This is a genomic window from Natronobacillus azotifigens, assembly GCF_026805325.1.
Classification (GTDB): domain Bacteria; phylum Bacillota; class Bacilli; order Bacillales; family Amphibacillaceae; genus Natronobacillus; species Natronobacillus azotifigens.
In genome coordinates, this window is record NZ_JAPRAT010000019.1 from 26542 (window position 1) to 43661 (window position 17120).

The window sequence follows — 17120 nt, forward strand, 5'->3', positions numbered from 1 at the left end:
TATGAAAGAGGTTTTTAACCATGCAGATACACCCCATGTGGAATGATTTCCCTTCCTTAAAAGAAGATTTACCGAAAGTTATTCAATTGATTGATCAACATATTAAAATTCGTGACACCAAAATTCGGTCTACACTCAAAGAAGTGGTACATGCAGGTGGTAAACTGCTAAGACCTGCATATTCTCTCTTGTGTCATGAAATTGGCCCGGAGAAAAATAAAGAGAAAGCGATTGCAATAGCTGCGGCGTTGGAGACCCTTCATATGGCAACACTAATTCATGATGATGTGATAGACGACGCTGCTACAAGACGTGGACAAGCAACCTTACAAAAACTGCATGATAACAAATTTGCTATTTATGCTGGAGATTATTTATTTTCTATGTCATTTACTATTTTATCAAAATACTCAAACTCATTATCTCACCTAGAGTATAATTCGCGTAGTATGGAAAAAATATTGATCGGAGAGTTAAACCAATTACATTCGCGATTTCAGTCACCTAACAGTGTGAAAAGTTATCTATCCCGCATTTCGGGTAAAACTGCTCAATTGTTTGCTGTTAGCTGTTATACAGGAGCTGTCGAAAGTAAAGCGACTCGTCGTCAAGCTCGTAATGCTTGGAATATGGGACATTACATAGGAATGGCTTTTCAGATTATTGATGATATTTTAGACTACCAAGGAGATAAAGAGACCATTGGAAAGCCAGTTATGGCCGATGTTCAACAAGGAGTATACACGTTGCCACTAATATATGCGATGCAGGGAAGTCGTCCATTGTTGGAGCCAATTCTAGCAAAAGATCGACCGTTTAATGACGATGATTTAGCGATCATTAGTAAGGCAATCGCTGAACAAAACGGAATCGAGAAAGCTTCAAAATTGGCCGAGCTCTATATCAATAAAGCATTAAAAGAATTAAGCAAATTACCTGATGGGGACTACAAAGAAACCTTATATGATTTAACCAATCAAATGCTAAAGCGAACCACCTAACACTAGGTGGTTTTTTCTATTACAATAGAACTTAAGAAAAAATGGGAAATCTACAAAGTGTCTGCATGGCACTCCAGTTACAGACTGTCGCTTTCCACGGGCGCGGCCTCAGCTAAACAATTTTAGTTTTCTCGTTTTTTTGAAGTGGGAATCTGAATCTTACCGACGGTTCCTCCGGGATAATAGCTCTTAACCCTCGGTATATCAACAAAAATTTTATTCTTTCTTATCTTGTAAGAAAAACCGGGAAAACCACCCGGTCCTTTTTTTAAAAAATAAGAAGCTATAGTTTGTAAGGGGCTGATGGTGACAAGCTACCGCTTGTCTTGTCACGCTATAGCGTGACACTTTCCAACAAGTGGAGTGAAACGACAGATGACCATGAATGGTCATCTGTCGTTTCACTCCACTTGTTGGAAAGCAACCATCAGACCCTACTGTGATACTAGAAAATCTATTGCATCTATTTAATCATAAAACACAATAAAATATCGCCATAAAGCTAATTTTTTTAAACTTCTTATCTTATCAGCAAAAAACTAATGTTTCCTATACTGCAAAAAAAGCTACCTCAATGAGGCAGCTTTTTCATCTACTATTATTCAACTACAATTTCTCCGTTTACTGTTCCAGCAACGTCTGCAGATGCTTCGTACTCTTCGTTAGCGAAGATTAGATCGCCTTCAACTGTAGAAGTTTCGTGTAGTAAGAATCCATTAGCTTCTACATAGATATCGCCATCTAAAATACCACCATGGAAGTTCGTATTTTCACTTTGAATTGTTAATTGTGGAACTGTTATTGTCCACTGATCGATAATGTTACGATCATCATCTTGTGTGTATGCTGCAATTTTACGATAGAGGTCACTATCCTCATCATCGTTATTATAGAAAGTTCCTTCAACTACTACTTCTTCTTCAATTGTTAGGTCACCATTAGGAATAACAATCCAAGTTCCGTTTTCACTAGTAGATAAAGCAAATTCTTCAGGAGTATCTACGAACGATGCAGCTGTAACTACGTCAGAATCGTTTTCGCCTTCTCCATTTTCATCGTCATTAACAGCACAAGCTGCTAGTAATGCTACAGCAAGAATCATTGCTAAAAATAATTTGAATTTCATTTCTTTTACATCCCCTTCTAGCTTTTTTCTTTGACTTACAAAACTATATTAACATACTTTTTAGACTTAGTATATCTTAATGTGCGTCAATGTAGTGAAAATATGCACAATTAATTATGGTAATTAGTATGCTCAGTAAGCAGAAAAACTACTACCCAAATTCATATGGTAGTAGTTTTAATTTAAATTGAATAGTTAAAAGTGCTCATTATAGCATTTCTTTATTCTACTGACAGCAAGTTTTAGCCTTTTTTAGCACCTCGACCCCCACGTTTAGATTCCGTATGTTTGCGCAAAGATGCTAACCGATCTTCAGACTCCTTAAGGAAACGGTCCATTTTCGATTCAAATGATTCTGTTCGACCTCGGTTGTTGTTTGGTTTACTAGTATTAGGTTTTCGACGATTTTGAGTTGGGTTATCTTTTGCTTTCTTAATAGATAGTCCGATTTTCCCATCTTTTTCAACCGTGAGAACTTTTACCGTTATCTCGTCTCCAACAGATAGGTGTTCGTTAATGTCCTTCACATAATTATCGGCAACTTCACTAATATGAACCAAACCTGTTTTTCCTTCTGGCAGTTCAACAAATGCTCCGAAATTAGTGATACCTGTAACTTTCCCTTGCAACTTGCTGCCCACTTCGATTGACATAAAAAAAATGCTCCTCCTTAAGAATTAAAAAAAAGATATCGTACATTTATATTATAGCCAAGCTATGAAAACAATGTCAATAAGCAGGGTTCTCCTCAGGTATGTTGAAAATTATTTCGCCTTCTTCGGTAAAAAAGTAATTGGTTCTAGCAATTTGTAGTACATAGGATTCATCTTCTAATAATCTTATTTCTTCTAATAGGTCTTTCTCCTCGTTTTCAAGTAATTCCAATCTTTTTTGCAATACTTGAAATGCTTCCTCCTTCTCTGTATACACTGCTCGTTGATTCGTATGATGGATAAGGATCGAAGCAAACGTGATGATGGTGATAACAGCAAATAATGTAAGGCGGCGACGTAACCTTCGTTTCTTCTTCCGTTGTCTTTCCATATGAGCATCGTATTGATTCATGTATGTAGAATTGATCCGAGAAACTTTTCGTTCTTTAAGCCCCATTTGTATGTTACCTCCACTTCTCCCAAAGTCTTTTCCATTTATTTATTATCCGATTATTTATTATATTCTCTATTTTACTATAAAATCCTGCTAATGAAACTAAGCATTTTTGCGCATTTTTGGGTAAAATCATCCAAAATAGCTTAAATATCGTTCGGATAGGTACATAAATGAGCATCCATAGAAGAGAAATTAGACGACCGATCAGTGTAAGAAGGGCCAAACTGATTGCAAGTAATACTTGTAATAGCCAAATAACAGGCTGAACGAGTAACACCTGCGTACACCGATAAAAGAACTGATAGATTGCATTTACAACTTTTATGATATACGCAAGTACAACTTTGTATCCCCTTGCTAAAAAATGTTGATAAATAGTGAATCCAATATAAATGGCTACTAGAAAATAAAAATTAATTTCCCCATTATTAATCACTAACAAAAGATAAAACATGAACAATGTTTGTAATAACCAAAAACTAATCTCGATGACATAGGAGAATATCTTTTTACCTTTCCAACGAGGTGAAAACACCTCAATGGTGTCGAACATACACCCAAGGTAAGCCCCTGCACTAACCATTGTTACAAGTGAGAGAAACTGAGTGGATAAACTCATTTGAATAGCTTGCTAAAGAATCCTTTAGCTTTATCTCCCTGATGCTCGTCCAAGTAAGAAAAATCAACTAATTTTCCTTTTATCGCAACATTTCCTTGACTAACATCTAGCGTTTTAATTTGTAAATTTTGTCCCCGAATCATCAGATAACCTTGTACGGTTTCCAACAAAAATTCTTCATTGTCAAAACTATCAACTTCTTTTACCCCACTGATTTCAATTAAACGTCGATTATGAATACGAACCTGATGTTCCGTCTGGACAGTTGTTGGTGAATAATGATTATGTTCATTTGCCATAAAAAAGTCCCTCCCTTTATATCTATCAAGATATGTTGGGAAGGACAAGTTTAGAACCAACTTATTCTCCTTCTACTTTTTCTTCTTTCATCACTGTATACAGCGTAGTTGCTTCATCTTTACGAACTACTTCTTTTACGGATTCTACACGAATCGTTACAATTTTTTGGCCAAATCGAATCGCAAGCTCATCCCCTACCACTACATTTGATGATGCTTTTGCTTGGGAACCATTAATCGTAATTCTTCCTTGATCCGCTACTTCCTTTGCTAACGTTCGACGTTTAATTAGCCGTGATATTTTCAAAAATTTATCTAAGCGCATAAAATTACTCCCTCTCCCTATCCCCTTATTTTTGATTCATTCCAAAGTACATCCAATTCTTCTAGTGTCATTTGGCCAATATCCATTTTTTGTTCTCTTACCTTTTTCTCCATATACTGAAACCGACGAATAAACTTTTGATTGGTTTTTTCTAAAGCAATCTCACTATTGACTTTATAATATCTTGCTAAATTAACAATAGCAAACAGAACATCTCCAAATTCTTCTTCTATTTCTCTACTATCGGTTGATTCGATCGCTTCTTTTACCTCTGCTAACTCTTCTTCTACTTTATTCCATATTGGAGGGGCTGAAGACCAATCAAATCCGACTTTTGCCGCTTCTTTTTGGAGTCCTTCCGCCTTGATCAGTGCTGAGGCGGCATCTGGTACTCGATCCAACATCGATGGATTGGATCCGCTTCTTTTTTCGTTCGCTTTTATCTCCTGCCAGTTTCGCAGTACATCGGACTCATCACTTACTTGAACATCGCCAAACACATGTGGGTGTCTGCGAATCATTTTATTCACAATACTACTGATTACATCATCAATCGTAAAGTAGCCATTATCTTCTCCTATCTGACTATGAAGCATTACTTGTAATAAGACATCACCTAGTTCTTCTGTTATCGCATCATCATCTTCTTGGTCAATCGCATCCAATAATTCATACGCTTCTTCTATTAAATAGGGACGCAAACTCTCATGCGTTTGTTTCTGATCCCACGGACAACCATTAGGTCCTCGCAGTTGTGAAATTACATCACGCAAGCGAAAAAATTGGTGGTTTAAGTCCTTTTCCTGCGCTGGATGAATATATACACTTGTTAAATTGCTCAACGTAACACCTTGATCAAGTTCCACAAGAGGAATCGTTTCTAATCGCTCTCCCTTACTTCCAACCGCTTCAGCAATCGTAACGAGATGGTCATGGTCCAAATCTTCTAGTAAGGTTAATTTAATTTCAGAGGCAATCATTCGATCATATACTTGGCAGAAAATAAGATGGTTACGATAATCGATTTGGCTACGAGTAAAAGAAGTCGCATCCAAAAATTGAAATCCTTCAATTGGATCTATTTTTATCGCAGTGAACAAATCATCTAAATAACTTTGTCCCCCAATGATTTCTACCTCTATCTCTGTTTCTTCAAGCAACAATTGAACCGTTCGTTCAGCTAACATTGGATGACCAGGAACTGCATAGATGATCGTTTCTTCTTTCGCTGCTGTCTTTAATTGGTTAACAATTTCCAAATAGACCACTTCAAATTGCTCGTTCGCTTGATAGATATCATCAAAGCTAGAAAACACTAACCCTTCTTCTGTTAACGCGTCTAGAACAGGGTGATCGATAGTTCGAACAAATATAGGGTGCTTGGTTGTGGTTAATTTTCGATAGGTACCAAGTGATAATTGGTTAATATCACCTGCACCAAGCCCTATTACTTCTATTTTATTCATGACCTTACATCCTTTCTAAATAATCGCATGAACGGCAAGACCTCGAGTTCTTGTTCCGTAAAAGCATTTGTTTTTATTAATGTTTTCATATAGGTATAGAATCCGATTAGGGCCATAATGAGCACATAAAGTAGTTGACCTGTACGGCTTATCTCATTAAAGACTCCTTGACCTAGCTGGTTTGTTACTATTACGACAACAGACATAAGTAGTATCGCTAGGAAGAAACTTCCCCACGGTACAACAATCAATTTTTGCTTGGGTAGAATTTTTTTCAGTTGCCTCATATTAAGAATAAAAACAACAACAGCAGCTAGAGCAGTAGCAATCGCTGCACCCGTAATATGGAGATAGGGAACCAATACCATATTACCTATCATCTTAACAATTACACCTGCAAGAACAAAAAAAGCCGTCCGATATATCTGCCCCAACCCTTGCAAAATTGCTGCAGTCGAAATACTTAAAGCAGCAAAAACAATCGTTATCGAAAACACTTGTAAACTTAGCGTGCCAACATCTTCTTTAAATAGTAACGTGTTCACTTCTGAAAAAAGCAGAATTAAACCCACTGTTGCACCACCTGCTAAATACAAAGTAAACCGCCATGTACTCGTAATATAACCAATAAAACGCTCCTGATCATCGGATAAGCGCGCTTTTGTTACGGTTGGTATTAGTGCTAGTGTTAACGATGAAGCAACAACGATACCAAGCTGTGCAAGTGGTTGACCACGATCAAGTATGCCCTTTAATACTTGAGCTTCAAACAAAGGTATTCCCGATTGAACAAGATGGGGAACGAGCGTAAATGCATCGACAAATTGCAATAATAACAAGAGCATATGGTTAATAGCCATCACTAATCCAAATCCAATAATAGAGGGGGAGTTTCTATCTGTTTCTATCTTTGTTCCTAAATCGACCTGTCGCCATTGTCTGTTCCGCTTTTTTCGATAAACAACTAGTGTAAACAATGCGATCATTGCACCACTAATTGAAGCAACGGCAGCCCCGACGCCTAATTCATATAAAGGTCGATCAAAGCTCGTAATTAGCATCGCAGCGATAATAATCAAACTAACGCGAATGACTTGTTCCATCACCTGGGACAGTGCAGTAGGAACCATATTATTTTGGCCTTGAAATATTCCTCTTAGACAAGAAATGAAGGGCATTAACAAGAAAATATAGGCACTGGTTTTTATACTCGCACTTAATTGTGCATCCCCCATCATTCTTGCAATCGATGGGGAAGAGAAAAAAACAATGAGAAAGACTACCAGCGAAAATAGAGCAAGGTGAAAAAATATATTCCGCATTTCTTTTTTTGTCGGAGGACCAGATTTACTAGCAAACCATTTCGATATGGCGGCAGGAAAACCATATAACGCAAGTACAGACGCAATCCCAATAAATGGGTAAATTTGCTGATAAACATAAAACCCCACATCTCCCGTTATATTTTGCAAGGGAATTCGGTAGCCTGCACTTAATACCTTGCTTAATAATCCTGCATAGGTCAGTAAAAAAGCACCCGTGAAAAATTGGCGCCGTTCTGTTTGTTTATCCATATTATAAAACCCTTCTATCTTGATAAAATCCATTCTAATTATAGCATATACCAATTTACTCCGTTTGCAATAGATAGAAGCTTGTTAACCATCATTCATTACACGTGTACGAACGAAAAACACCTTATCCACAGTATACTGTGGATAAGGTGTTTAGTATTTTGCTATTACTTGATCGCAACAAATTCTGTTTGATTCAAGGAAATTTTACCTTCTTGTACTTCGATTGATTTTCCTTCTTCCAGGTTCGTAAAAATAACCGGTGTAATCGTTGAAGTTGCATTTTCTGAAATATAATCTAGGTCAAACTCCATTAACAGATCACCTTTTTTAACCGTTTGTCCTTCTTCAGCGATTTGAGTAAACCCTTCACCTTGAAGTTTTACTGTATCAATCCCGATATGAATTAGTATTTCCAACCCATTATCTGCTTGAATACCAATTGCATGTTTCGTTGGGAAAATGTTTAAGATTTTACCATTAACAGGTGAAACTACTTTTCCTTCATATGGCTTAATAGCAAATCCATCACCCATCATTTTCTGAGAAAACACTTGATCAGGAACTTCGCTAATGGTTAAAGCTTCCCCTGACATAGGACTTATCAAATCCAATGTATCGACCTCAACAGCTTCTTGTTTAATTTCTTCCTCTGATTTTTCTTGTTTGCGTGGTGTTTTTCCATCGATTATATCTTGCATCTGTCCACGAATCGTATCGGAAACTGGTCCATAAATCGCTTGGATATTTTTACCGACTTCCATCACACCAGAAGCACCTAGTTTTTTCAGACGGTTTTTATTTACTTTACTAACATCCGCAACGCTAACACGTAATCGTGTGATACAAGCATCTAAGTTTGTAATATTATCTTGACCACCCATTGCTTCGAGAATTTCATATGGACGATCGTCAACTTCTCCGTCCTCTTCATCTGTTTCCATCTCATCTTCTCTACCTGGTGTCGCTAGATTAAACTTTAAGATTGCCCAACGGAAACCATAGTAGTATATAACCGCAAACGCTAAACCGATAATAATTACCCACCACCATGGTGTACGATTCGGCATAACACCAAATAGTAAGTAGTCAATTAGACCACCCGAGAAGGTCATCCCTATGTTTACATTCAATATATGCATAACCATAAATGATAGACCTGCAAAGATTGTGTGAATTCCAAAAAGAATTGGTGCTACAAACAAGAATGAGAATTCAAGCGGCTCTGTAATACCTGTTAAAAAGGATGTAAGAGCTGCCGATGCCATTAAACCACCAACAATTTTTTTCTTTTCAGGCTTAGCGGTATGGTAAATCGCTAATGCGGCTGCTGGTAAACCAAACATCATGAATGGGAATTTACCAGTCATAAAGTTTCCTGCAGTAAAGTCAACACCTTCTCTTAGTTGCGCAAAGAAAATCGCCTGATCTCCACGAACAATCTCACCTGCTGCATCGGTATATTGACCAAATTCAAACCAGAATGGTGAGTAGAAAATATGGTGTAGTCCAAACGGAATTAACGCACGTTCTATCACACCAAAGATAAACGTTGCAATTGTTCGGTTTGTATCTAACATTAAATAAGATAATGCGTTTAAGCCATCTTGGATAAATGGCCAAACAAATACCATAAGGATACCTAGAAACAATGCAGTGAATGCGGTAATAATTGGTACAAATCGCTTTCCTGCAAAGAATCCTAAAAATTGAGGAAGCTCGATATTAAAATACCTGTTATACATATATGCTGCTAAAACCCCAACAATAATACCACCAAACACACCCGTTTGTAGTGTATTAATCCCTAAAACCTGAGCATACGCAGGATCGTTTGCAGCCATATCACCGGTAACCTCTGCGAATACACCCATCGTTACATTCATAATTAAGTAACCAATAATGGCAGCTAACCCTGCAACGCCATCCCCTTTTGCAAGTCCTACTGCTACACCGACTGCAAAAAGTAATGGTAAGTTATCAAAGACAACCCCACCGGCTTCAGCCATTACTTCTAAAATGCGTAATACTGCTGGATTACCAAACCACGGAAACTGTTCGACCCAGCTTTCTTGCGCAAAACTTGTACCAAACGCAAGTAGGATACCTGCTGCTGGTAGAAGTGCAACCGGTAACATCAAGGCTTTTCCTACTTTTTGTAATGTACCAAAAAGATTTGACATGTTTTTTCCTCCTAGTTTTTACTTATGCAACATATAGTTTGTGTTGTTTTTCAAAAATAATGAATGCCATTAATCGAAACAACAAAAAATTCACATTTTTCACTGGATAAAAGAATAAACAAAAAAGGCATGAGTAAATAAGCTTTTCATTGGAGGATCGAAAATCCAGCCAACATAAAAGTGCTTTTTTACTCATGCCTGATCGTATCAGTAACACGTAACTATATGGTATTGGTTAATCGTTGCAGATGAATCGTTAAGTACAGTACTTCTGTTTCATCTACCGGTCGATTCAACCGATTCTGCATAACTTTAATTAATTTCCATGCTAGATTATAACACAGGGGATAGGTCTGTTTCAACACTTTTGCTAGACTATTCTGTTCTCCTAGTTTCTCACCAGAATATACTCGGTCAATCGCCCTATGTAAATGCTGTATTAAGCGATTGTAATTTACATTCCCTTTTTCTAAGGTGATTTCTAACTCACCTTCTATTACTTCGATCATCTTGGAAATCAATTGATGATTCTTATTTAAATCTCGAACTTTTTTATCCGTAACTGCACTATGGATATGTAGTGCGATAAAACCAATCTCACCAACAGGAAACTCTACTCCGATTTTTCGATTGATTTTTTCCACTACTTCTCTTGCTACTTGATACTCTCTTGGATAAAGGGATTCAATTTCAAATAGAAAAGGATTATTGAACTGGATGTCACGATCTACTCGCCTAATGGCAAACGTAAGGTGATCGGTTAAAGCAACATGAATGTGTTCGTTTAACGCTTGATCCATTCGTTCTTCAATATAAAAAAGAATATCATTCATAAATTGCATGAGATCCTCATCAATATGTTCAATCAAGCTCATATATTGCTTCATTTCTTGTTGATCTTTTAATAAAAATGTCTTATCCGCTTGTTCAGCTGGCACTTGTTCTCCTTTATTGCGATTAAATCCAATTCCTTTTCCAATTAAAACAACTTCTTTATAAATGGGGTGTGTAGCAATAATGACGTTGTTGTTCAATGCTTTCTTCACTACTACTTGATGATCCATCTCTCTTTGCCACCTCTCTACTTTTACTATCCTAGCGAGAAAATCATAAAATGACAAGTTTCTGGTGTGATCTAAGGATTAAAAGCAAGTCATTCGTTTCTTTTGCAAGCATAAAAGTAGCTATGGTCATAGAGCCTTTTTATATTATTTCTTATCATTTTTTAAAATTAAAGAAGCTTATGTATTTTCTTCTATAGTTAACTAACAAAAGAGTGACAAGCGGTATGTACCACCTATCACTCCTTCATCGCTTATGATTCCATTTGTCTACTTAAAAAGCTTGCTGCTACTTCACAGGCTTTTTGTTCTAAGTTCGAAACATTCTCTTCTTTAGAAAAAATAATAACAGAACCTATCGGATCTCCATTAGCGATAATTGGTTGCATGACATACGCTGCGTTAATAACTGGTTGATCTTTCAACAACTCAACAGCAACCTTATCCTCTTTGTGCAGTTGCGTACGATCTTCCATTACGCGTTCAACCATAGGTCCAATATTTTTCCCTAAATAATCCTTTTTGTTATCACCCGCGACAGCAATATACGTGTCCCGATCACAAATTAAAACCGTTTTTCCTAGAGAATCAAATAACGAATCCGCATACTCTTGAGAAAAATTCCCAAGTTCTCGAATTGGTGAATACTTTTTTAATATAATTTCTCCTTCACGGTCTACGAAGATCTCTAATGGATCTCCTTCGCGAATTCTTAATGTTCTTCTGATTTCTTTTGGGATAACCACTCTCCCCAAATCATCAATGCGACGTACGATACCTGTTGCTTTCATTTTTAATAGCCTCACTTTCTGATGGTGATCTTATTGAAACTGTTCCCGTTTTTTCATGAACAGAAACACAAAATAAGCCGCTGTGAATTTAGTATGGTTATCCAGTAGAGGAACTATACATCTTTTTTTACATCTTCACGCTGTAAACTTTCTAAGGATTGCATAAAAGAAACCACGTGTTGGTACCGACTTGGATAGGTTTTCTTATCCCATTGAAACGTAATTTTTAATTTTTTATTATCTGTTCCTAATTGGATCATTCGACCAAACTTATTGGCAAAAGCAAATAATTTCTCTCCATCAATCTGCTGACTAGCGACCTCATCAATGGTCGTCATAATTTTTTGTTTTGTTTCCTGAATTCGCTCGATCCGTTGTTGTTTTGCAACACATCTAATTTTCGTTGCTTCTATCAAATTAGAAACTTCCACTGGATAATCACCAAATCGATCGATCAGTTCTTCCTCAATATCTTCGACCATTTCCATGGAATCTGCTGATTTAAACCGTTTATACATGGTAATTTTCTGTTTGCCGTCCGAGATGTACTGGTCTGGTATATAAGCGTCCATCGTTAAGTTTAACTCTGGATCATATGAATAATCCTCTTGATCGCCCGTCTTATCTTTTCTTTTTTCGATTGCTTCCTTTAACATTTCTGAATAAAGATCAAACCCAACAGAATCAATAAATCCATGTTGTTGGGCACCCAAAATATTTCCTGCACCACGAATGGACAAGTCACGCATCGCAATTTTAAACCCAGATCCTAGTTCGGTAAATTCTTTAATTGCTTGCAACCTTTTTTCTGCTACCTCTGTCAGCACTTTATCTTTTTGATAGGTGAAATACGCGTATGCAATCCGATTACTTCTTCCAACACGTCCACGTAATTGATACAACTGACTAAGCCCCATACGATCAGCACTGTCCACAATTAACGTGTTCACATTTGGAATATCTACACCGGTCTCAATAATTGTTGTGCTCACTAAGACATCAAACTCTCCAGCCAAGAAACCTAGCATGACATTTTCCAGTTCCGCTTCATTCATTTGGCCATGAGCTACTGCAACACGAGCACCTTCTACAAGCATTTGAATTTCCTGTGCTTTTTGTTCAATAGTCTCCACACGATTATACAAAAAGAAAACTTGTCCTCCGCGTCCCATCTCTCGTTCAATCGCTTCACGTAAGAACATCGGATTGTACTCCACTACATAAGTTTGAATCGGAAACCGATTTGCGGGTGGCGTTTCAATTACCGATAAATCTCGCACACCCAACATTGACATATGCAATGTTCTTGGAATGGGTGTTGCTGTCAACGTTAAAACATCAACATTTGTTTTTAATTGTTTAATTTTTTCTTTGTGTTTAACCCCAAAACGTTGTTCTTCATCAACAATTAATAAACCTAAATCTTTATATTTTATGTCTTTTGATAAAAGACGGTGAGTTCCTATTACTAGATCGACCAATCCATTAGCTAAACCTTTGAGTGTCTCTGTTTGTTGCTTTTTCGATCTAAATCTACTTAATAAACCAACCTGAATCGGATATTCTTGAAACCTTTCGATGATCGTTTCATAATGTTGTTGAGCTAATATCGTCGTCGGAACTAAAATAGTTACCTGCTTTCCATCGATAATTGCTTTAAATGCCGCACGAATTGCTACTTCTGTTTTTCCATAGCCGACATCACCACACAGTAAGCGATCCATCGGACGAATCCGTTGCATGTCCTGCTTTATCTCTTCAATACAACGCAACTGATCTTCTGTTTCTTGATAAGCAAATGCATCTTCAAACTCCCGTTGCATTAGACTATCTTTACTAAACGCATATCCTTTCGAAGCTTCTCTCTCTGCATACAATTCAATTAAATCATCGGCGATATCTTCAACTTTTGACTGGACTTTACTTTTTACTTTCTTCCACTCACTACCGCCTAATTTATATAATTTCGGCTCTTTACCTTCTGAACCAACATACTTTTGAACCAAATCTATTTGATCAATCGGGACAAATAATTTATCGTCTCCATTATATTTTAATAATATAAAATCTTTATGAATATTGTTGACCTCTAACGTTTCAATCCCAACAAATTTACCAATTCCATGATTGACATGAACTACATAGTCGCCAATTTTTAATTCTTGGTAGTTTTTGATTCTTTCCGCGTTAGAAATTTTGTGTTTTTTCCGTTTTAGTCGTGTTGTTTTTGTTTTAAATAGTTCACTTTCTGTCAAAACAGCCAATTTATGCATAGGTAATTCAAAGCCTGTAGTTAAATGGCCTACCATAACCATTGGTTGCTTAGTTGGTAACTCAACAGAATCATCTGCTAAATCCGCTTCAATGTGATAATCTTCTAAAACGCCCTGAACCTTCTCCGCACGCTGAGGATTCGGAGCCATAACCACAACAGAATAATCTCCTTTTTCCCAGCGCTTCATTTCTGTTTGTAAAAGATTCATCTGTCCATGAAACTGTTGCATCGCACGACTAGAAATATTGACAATGTTTTGTGGAGCTGTGTTTGGAATGTGACGCAAGAAAACGGATAAATATATTTTTGGTTGCTGCATCTTATTCCAGATGGTATGCCAATCAAAAGAAAGTTCCAAGTCACGAACAATTTTTTGATCTGCTAACATCACTTGAAGCCAATCCGCTTCTTCTTCATCCAAGTGATTGGCAGTTTCTTGAATACGAGCCATTTCGTCTAAAACGATAAACCCATTTTTCGGCAAATAGTCTAGCAAACTAGTAGGATCTTCATAGAAATAAGTATTATATTTATGCATCTCTTGAAAGCGTTCATGGGACCTTAGTCGATCCAGATCATAATTGATTTGCTCAACTAATTTCGTTTTGGCTTCTGTCTGCTTCATTTTTTTCAAACTACTAGCTAATGCTTGTTCCAGTTTGTCAACTGCCCGGTCCATATCTTCATTTGATAATAACAGTTCAGTAGCGGGTTGTATTGTTATCTCTGTAATTTTTTTCAAAGAACGTTGTGACTCTACATCAAAATATCGAATCGAATCAACCTCATTATCAAATAGTTCAACCCGAACTGGATTGTCCTCTGTGATAGGATACATATCAATGATTCCACCACGCATACTAAATTCTCCAGGACTAGCTACCATATCAACACGCTCATATCCCATTTCTACAAGAGAGGTAATGTATTCGGTTATCTCTATTTCTTGTGCTACTTTAAATAATAACTGGTGATCATTCCAATATTCTTTTGGCGGTAAGATACGCTTTAAGGCTGCTACTGGTGCAATAAGCACACCATTATCTTGCTTAGACCATTCGGTTAATGCTGTGATCCGTTGTGCCCGTAATTCAGGACTAGCAATTGCTACTTCGGCTGCCATCAGTTCATTAACAGGATATAAATGAATATTATCAGAGTTCGATAATTCAACTAAATCATCATATAATTGTTGCGCTTGTGTTAATTGATGCGTGATCAGTAGTGCTGGTTGATGTGCAGACTGTTGCAGGATCGAAATCAAAACACTTCGTGTAGATCCAGATAGTCCTGTTACAATTTGCTCTTGTAAACCTGATGATATACCGGTAATAACCGACTGAACATCATCATGTTTCGATAAAAACGAACTAATTCCTCTCATCTATTTCCCCCCATAATAAGTACGGCTATATTGATCCGGATGAACATCCGTATGACTCCCTCTGATTAAAGCTTTACTTTATTAGATGTACGCTTTTATTTTCATTGGATTTAAAATGATAACGTTATTCATATATATGTTAAACAAATACATAGTTGCATGAAAGGGCCTACATACGTGCAAAAACGCCTTGGTTTCGAAAAACCAAAGCTAATTCTTTGTTATTCCTATGATTCATTGAATAAAGTAATCTAGTTCATGATAATTAGGGTTTTCTTGTAACGCGGTTTCACAATTTTCGCAGATTACACGAATTTCAACATCCCCATTGGCTGACGTTTGGATCATTTCTGTACGCTCTTCTACGGTTAGGCGCTCCCAACCTAATTGATCAAAACTTACTTCATCCGTTCTCAACGTACCAATGTTTTGCTCACAATGTCTACATTTATAGATAATATTCATCTTTTGGCCTCCAACTTCAACACTTATCCATAGTATTTCCGCTGGGGACTACTTTATACACCAAAAAGATTTCTATTTGTTATACTCGTTCATCACTTCCAAAAAGGGTTGGCTCATCCAGGCTTCACAAGCGTTGGCAGCCTGGTCAACTGCCTCTTCAATCATTGGTAATTGTTCTTTATCGAACTTACCAAGTACATGGTCGGTTACGGTCATATGAGGAGCTGGACGATCAATCCCGATCCGTAATCGATTAAATGATTTTGACCCAAGTTGGTCAATAATAGAGCGAATACCATTATGACCTCCATGGCCTCCTTTTTGACGCAATCGAATCTTACCTGTAGGTAAATCTAAATCATCATAAATAACTAAAATATCTTCTGGTGCTAGTTCATAAAAATCCATTAATGGGCGAACAGACTCACCGGATAAGTTCATATACGTTAGAGGTTCTAGTAAGATTATCTTTTCTTGATTTACTATTTCTAATGTATATTCCCCTTGGAATTTTTGCTTATTTAATGTCCAACCATTTCTCTTGGCTACTTCTTCAATGACCCAAAAACCAATATTGTGGCGTGTTTGTTTATATTTTCGTCCCGGGTTTCCTAACCCTACTATACATTTCATAACTGTCCCATCTTTCTCTCCACACACTTAATCCCCACGCTAGTGCAGAGCAATGTAAGTAATAAATCTTTGTTTTTAATTTGAAAAGCTTGGACTGGTTAAGCCCAAGCTTGGTGTTTTCTTATTCTTCGTCTTGTTCGCCTTTTTGATCAACTAGCTCTGGTTCAGCATCTTCTTCGTCTGCCGTAGTTTCTTCTTCTGGTTCTGCTACGTCCGGTGCTGAAACAGTAACAATTGTCGTATTTTCATCTTCTAGTATTTCAAAAGCTTTTCCTTCTTTTAAGTCAGAAACCATGATGGTATCTCCAATATCTAATTTAGATACATCAACTAAGATCTCTTCAGGAATATCTGCTGGTTTTGCTCGTACTGCTAATTCATATAGTGGCTGTTGTAAGACACCGCCATCTTTTGATCCTGGTGCTTCACCATCTAAATGAATTGGTACAGAAACATCCATTTCTTGAGACATATTCACGACATAAAAGTCTGCATGGATCAATTGATCTTTAATCGGTTCCACTTGATATTCGTGTAGCATTACGTCTACTGTGTCTCCATCAACTTCTAAAGAGATAATCGCGTTTCTACCTTCATCACGTACAGTTTTCAACAGATCTACACTATTAACAGATACCGTTACAGGTTCATTTTTCGCACCATATACAACAGCTGGAATTTGTCCTTTATCTCGAATTTGTTTTGTACTTGATTTCTTTAAATTTTCTCGTCGATTTGCTTTTAGTTTAACTGCCAAGTTCCTCAACCTCCAATATTTTTCATAAAAGTAAATATACTAATGGTTACA

General features: G+C 37.0%; 16 protein-coding genes. 1 reads left to right on the forward strand and 15 read right to left on the reverse strand.

The features are described 5' to 3' along the window. Positions 1-20: 20 nt before the first annotated feature. The gene (locus OWO01_RS10200; protein WP_268780353.1) at positions 21-1001 is read left to right on the forward strand and encodes a polyprenyl synthetase family protein; all 981 of its coding nucleotides are present in this window, start codon (positions 21-23) and stop codon (positions 999-1001) included. A gap of 598 nt (positions 1002-1599) precedes the next feature. Here the strand turns inward: OWO01_RS10200 and OWO01_RS10205 are convergent. The 15 genes from OWO01_RS10205 to OWO01_RS10275 form a co-directional block, all read right to left on the reverse strand. Then, the gene (locus OWO01_RS10205; protein WP_268780354.1) at positions 1600-2127 is read right to left on the reverse strand and encodes a hypothetical protein; all 528 of its coding nucleotides are present in this window, start codon (positions 2125-2127) and stop codon (positions 1600-1602) included. Between the two features lie 242 nt (positions 2128-2369). Then, positions 2370-2780, reverse strand: coding sequence for a S1 domain-containing RNA-binding protein (locus OWO01_RS10210; RefSeq protein ID WP_268780355.1), 411 nt, complete (start codon positions 2778-2780; stop codon positions 2370-2372). Between the two features lie 76 nt (positions 2781-2856). Then, positions 2857-3237 (reverse strand): FtsB family cell division protein, encoded by a 381-nt coding sequence (locus OWO01_RS10215; RefSeq protein ID WP_268780356.1) that lies wholly within the window; start codon positions 3235-3237, stop codon positions 2857-2859. 7 nt (positions 3238-3244) lie between these two features. Further along, positions 3245-3856 (reverse strand): spore cortex biosynthesis protein YabQ, encoded by a 612-nt coding sequence (yabQ, locus tag OWO01_RS10220; protein WP_268780357.1) that lies wholly within the window; start codon positions 3854-3856, stop codon positions 3245-3247. Then, positions 3853-4155 (reverse strand): sporulation protein YabP, encoded by a 303-nt coding sequence (yabP, locus tag OWO01_RS10225; protein ID WP_268780358.1) that lies wholly within the window; start codon positions 4153-4155, stop codon positions 3853-3855. The genes yabQ and yabP overlap by 4 nt, the downstream gene beginning before the upstream one ends. Positions 4156-4216: 61 nt before the next feature. Further along, positions 4217-4480 carry an RNA-binding S4 domain-containing protein gene (locus OWO01_RS10230; protein WP_268780359.1) on the reverse strand — a complete coding sequence of 88 codons (264 nt, stop codon included), beginning with the start codon at positions 4478-4480 and terminating at the stop codon, positions 4217-4219. A 17-nt stretch (positions 4481-4497) separates the two neighbouring features. Next, positions 4498-5946 (reverse strand): bifunctional methyltransferase/pyrophosphohydrolase YabN, encoded by a 1449-nt coding sequence (gene yabN, locus OWO01_RS10235; protein ID WP_268780360.1) that lies wholly within the window; start codon positions 5944-5946, stop codon positions 4498-4500. Beyond that, on the reverse strand, positions 5943-7520 hold the full coding sequence (locus tag OWO01_RS10240) for a putative polysaccharide biosynthesis protein (RefSeq protein WP_268780361.1): 1578 nt from the start codon (positions 7518-7520) through the stop codon (positions 5943-5945). The genes yabN and OWO01_RS10240 overlap by 4 nt, the downstream gene beginning before the upstream one ends. Before the next feature lie 167 nt (positions 7521-7687). Beyond that, positions 7688-9703, reverse strand: a complete 2016-nt coding sequence (ptsG, locus tag OWO01_RS10245) for a glucose-specific PTS transporter subunit IIBC (protein WP_268780362.1) — start codon at positions 9701-9703, stop codon at positions 7688-7690. A gap of 221 nt (positions 9704-9924) precedes the next feature. Continuing rightward, on the reverse strand, positions 9925-10767 hold the full coding sequence (glcT, locus tag OWO01_RS10250) for a glucose PTS transporter transcription antiterminator GlcT (RefSeq protein ID WP_268780363.1): 843 nt from the start codon (positions 10765-10767) through the stop codon (positions 9925-9927). Between the two features lie 251 nt (positions 10768-11018). Beyond that, positions 11019-11555, reverse strand: coding sequence for a stage V sporulation protein T (gene spoVT, locus OWO01_RS10255; RefSeq protein WP_268780364.1), 537 nt, complete (start codon positions 11553-11555; stop codon positions 11019-11021). 113 nt (positions 11556-11668) lie between these two features. Further along, on the reverse strand, positions 11669-15214 hold the full coding sequence (gene mfd / locus OWO01_RS10260; protein WP_268780365.1) for a transcription-repair coupling factor: 3546 nt from the start codon (positions 15212-15214) through the stop codon (positions 11669-11671). Positions 15215-15448: 234 nt separating this feature from the next. After that, a complete protein-coding gene (locus OWO01_RS10265) occupies positions 15449-15679 on the reverse strand; it encodes an anti-sigma-F factor Fin (RefSeq protein WP_268780366.1) in 231 nt (76 codons plus the stop codon). Positions 15680-15751: 72 nt separating this feature from the next. Further along, positions 15752-16312 (reverse strand): aminoacyl-tRNA hydrolase, encoded by a 561-nt coding sequence (gene pth / locus OWO01_RS10270; RefSeq protein ID WP_268780367.1) that lies wholly within the window; start codon positions 16310-16312, stop codon positions 15752-15754. 121 nt (positions 16313-16433) lie between these two features. Continuing rightward, positions 16434-17069 carry a 50S ribosomal protein L25/general stress protein Ctc gene (locus tag OWO01_RS10275; protein ID WP_268780368.1) on the reverse strand — a complete coding sequence of 212 codons (636 nt, stop codon included), beginning with the start codon at positions 17067-17069 and terminating at the stop codon, positions 16434-16436. Positions 17070-17120: the final 51 nt, after the last annotated feature.

Bases quoted from the DNA above. Each gene is read 5' to 3' on its own strand.
- pth (WP_268780367.1), bottom strand. From the start codon at position 16,312: ATGAAATGTATAGTAGGGTTAGGAAACCCGGGACGAAAATATAAACAA.
- OWO01_RS10230 (WP_268780359.1), bottom strand. From the start codon at position 4,480: ATGCGCTTAGATAAATTTTTGAAAATATCACGGCTAATTAAACGTCGA.
- OWO01_RS10265 (WP_268780366.1), bottom strand. From the start codon at position 15,679: ATGAATATTATCTATAAATGTAGACATTGTGAGCAAAACATTGGTACG.
- glcT (WP_268780363.1), bottom strand. From the start codon at position 10,767: ATGGATCATCAAGTAGTAGTGAAGAAAGCATTGAACAACAACGTCATT.
- yabN (WP_268780360.1), bottom strand. From the start codon at position 5,946: ATGAATAAAATAGAAGTAATAGGGCTTGGTGCAGGTGATATTAACCAA.
- spoVT (WP_268780364.1), bottom strand. From the start codon at position 11,555: ATGAAAGCAACAGGTATCGTACGTCGCATTGATGATTTGGGGAGAGTG.
- OWO01_RS10205 (WP_268780354.1), bottom strand. From the start codon at position 2,127: ATGAAATTCAAATTATTTTTAGCAATGATTCTTGCTGTAGCATTACTA.
- OWO01_RS10210 (WP_268780355.1), bottom strand. From the start codon at position 2,780: ATGTCAATCGAAGTGGGCAGCAAGTTGCAAGGGAAAGTTACAGGTATC.
- OWO01_RS10200 (WP_268780353.1), top strand. From the start codon at position 21: ATGCAGATACACCCCATGTGGAATGATTTCCCTTCCTTAAAAGAAGAT.
- yabP (WP_268780358.1), bottom strand. From the start codon at position 4,155: ATGGCAAATGAACATAATCATTATTCACCAACAACTGTCCAGACGGAA.
- yabQ (WP_268780357.1), bottom strand. From the start codon at position 3,856: ATGAGTTTATCCACTCAGTTTCTCTCACTTGTAACAATGGTTAGTGCA.
- OWO01_RS10215 (WP_268780356.1), bottom strand. From the start codon at position 3,237: ATGGGGCTTAAAGAACGAAAAGTTTCTCGGATCAATTCTACATACATG.
- ptsG (WP_268780362.1), bottom strand. From the start codon at position 9,703: ATGTCAAATCTTTTTGGTACATTACAAAAAGTAGGAAAAGCCTTGATG.
- OWO01_RS10240 (WP_268780361.1), bottom strand. From the start codon at position 7,520: ATGGATAAACAAACAGAACGGCGCCAATTTTTCACGGGTGCTTTTTTA.
- mfd (WP_268780365.1), bottom strand. From the start codon at position 15,214: ATGAGAGGAATTAGTTCGTTTTTATCGAAACATGATGATGTTCAGTCG.